Origin of the sequence: Pseudomonas juntendi, from assembly GCF_009932375.1 — a bacterium.
Classification (GTDB): Bacteria; Pseudomonadota; Gammaproteobacteria; order Pseudomonadales; family Pseudomonadaceae; genus Aquipseudomonas; species Aquipseudomonas juntendi.
Window position 1 is genome coordinate 1 of the sequence record NZ_BLJG01000425.1, and the last position, 1,822, is coordinate 1,822.

Below are 1,822 nucleotides of genomic sequence, written 5' to 3' on the forward strand. Positions count from 1 at the left end.
TATGGAGCGGTTACATTCATCAAAGCAAAGAATGCCGTAGGAAAATGGGTCCAAACCGCGCTCCTCGAAGGCTTTCCTGACGCGCTGAGCTATAACGCCCACATGGAGTCTCGCTTTTTTTCCTTTTTCAGCCACCGACTCTCTGAACCGGTACTGCTGATAATCGACTTGGCTCCAAGCGTCGAGCACAAGATCCGGGATTGCCGCGATGTCCTGTTTGAGAGACTCGTCGGAGGTTCCAATGGTAGCGGTAGCAGCGAAAAACTGCGTGAAACGGTATGCAGCAGTTCCGCAAGATGTGCTGTTGTCTACGCCTGGGCGTAAGGTCCCGTAAGCCAGTATATTGGCCGCATAGAAACCAATATTTCCACCGCCCGCTGCAGCTCCGCCGCCGCTTCCGAGGACGCGAGAGTCATAGTCGTTGTCGTTACCCGAAGTATGGATGTCCAGCCACCATGAGCCAGCAGTGGCAACGGACCCAGCTTCAATACTTCCATTACCGAGTACCGCGAACGTGGTTTTCCAGTTTGCGTCAGTGGCCACAAAATGGCGGTCGGCACCACGAGAGACGTAACCGTTCAGCCATTTTCCTCGAGCAATGAAGGCAGCCTGACCTTTGTAGGTTCCGCCAGAGGTGCTGTCATAGCCCCAGACATGTCTCGATAGATCGCCAAGCTGGCTTGCGTCCTGTCGGTTGTTATAAGTACCAAGCTCATAGCCAGCCGCCATATCAGTGCCGATGGCGCTATTGAGAAAAGTATTAGAGTTCATCGCAAATAGCTTGGTGGTGCGATTAACGTATAGCCCGCTACCTGCGACAGGCACACCTGCAGCTGAGGAGCCGTACTGCCACCACCCGTCAACGAGAACAAATGTTGCCTGGTTGTTTGCAGAATCGATCACGAAGCTGTCAATAATCCCCGTCCACGGTTGCGCGTGCTTGGTGTCAATCACCATGCCTCTGCGTAGGCGTTTAGTGTAATACTCTGCGGGAAGTCCAGTTACTACAACTCCGTTTGACGTATATGTAACGTTGTCTGAATTGATGAGCTCGCTGATGCTTGAGCTATCGGCATAAAGGGCGGCTACGTCACGGAAAGGTATCTTGCTTACGCTGTCCGCGTAGTTAGCGGCTGCCTGACCAGTTGAAAAGCCATTTAAAAGCGGAGATTTCTCGCCAGTGCCAGTATTGGAGCTGATCGAAAAGGCGGTGGCCCCATCGCCGGTCCCGCCCTGCACCTGATGTGTAATACGCACGCCAGCGCGTACCGCCTTTCCGTTCAGATTAGCTGGGTTGATAATCTTTGCGCCCGCGTCGAGCAGGAACACCACGTCGGTGTAGTTCGTGTCGACGATGGACTCCAAACGATAAGTGCCTGCAGGGACAAACACTTCGCATGTCTTGGCATTATTTGCGGAGATTGTGTTTATGACACTGGCAGCAGCACACTTAGCAGCGATACTGAAAGCGGCTGTTTCTCCTGCTACACCATCACCTTTTGCGCCGGCCATCAAGACGTTGACTGGACCAACATATTCGCGCTTCCACGATCGACCGGCTGCATCTGTGATAATGGTGCATCCGTTGTCAGCCACGGGATCTGGGAGACGTGTGAACTGGCCTGCTAAACCGGTTGCAGTGATGCGAAGATTTGTCGCAATTCCAGAATAGGCGCGCAGGGCTGCATAATCCGGCAGAGATTTTGTCTTACGCAATGCTGATTGAACCGTTTCCTCGTCGAACCCGACCAGCGCCGCACCTTTGGCAGTATCGGTATTATCTTTGATGTCCGAGATCGCCTGCAGGCTGTCGTTAGCAGAC

Annotated in this window: 1 protein-coding gene; it reads right to left on the bottom strand. The window is 53.3% G+C overall.

The annotated features are described in order from the left end of the window. Positions 1–1,822 (bottom strand): tail fiber domain-containing protein (locus GYA94_RS26480; protein ID WP_174824216.1); only part of this gene is annotated, 1,822 nt, incomplete at both ends.